This window comes from Macrococcoides caseolyticum, assembly GCF_002902665.1.
Classification (GTDB): Bacteria; Bacillota; Bacilli; order Staphylococcales; family Staphylococcaceae; genus Macrococcoides; species Macrococcoides caseolyticum.
Window position 1 is genome coordinate 1 of sequence record NZ_PPRM01000101.1, and the last position, 487, is coordinate 487.

Annotated in this window: 1 protein-coding gene; it reads right to left on the reverse strand. The window is 37.6% G+C overall.

Annotated features, from left to right (window positions below; all coding sequences use genetic code 11):
• Positions 1-109 precede the first annotated feature (109 nt).
• A partial coding sequence (locus tag CD152_RS11990; RefSeq protein ID WP_205757050.1) for a hypothetical protein occupies positions 110-487 on the reverse strand: 378 nt, incomplete at its 5' end.

Below are 487 nucleotides of genomic sequence, written 5' to 3' on the forward strand. Positions count from 1 at the left end.
TCAGATTCAGCAACAGATCCAGACGCCACGAACGGAGCAGTTTTTCCTGGAACGTGTCGAGAAGCTACAGAAACGACATGATCTCGAATATCCATCTGTCACACCCTAACTAGATGACAGCGTTATAGACATAGAACTGTTGTGCAATATATTCTCGAAGAATCCCGATGTAGTACGCTCTGTCGCTCTTTATTTCAGATTTCTGTCCGTGATAGACTTTTTTCTTTGCCTTAACAAGTGATTTTATCGCATACGTCATAATCTCAGTGTGATCTTCAGTGTCATAGATATTATTACCGATGGTTTCTTTCAACATGACTTTATAAAGAGACATAATTTCTTCATCACTGAAGAAGGGCTTTGCGACGTTGTAAATTGCGTCAGGAACTTCCATAGGTTTGACACGGATATCTGAGTTTTTAATGTTGTGATATAAAACTTTAGACTGTTTTTTTACAGAACGTTTTCTGTTACTTAAAAAGATATT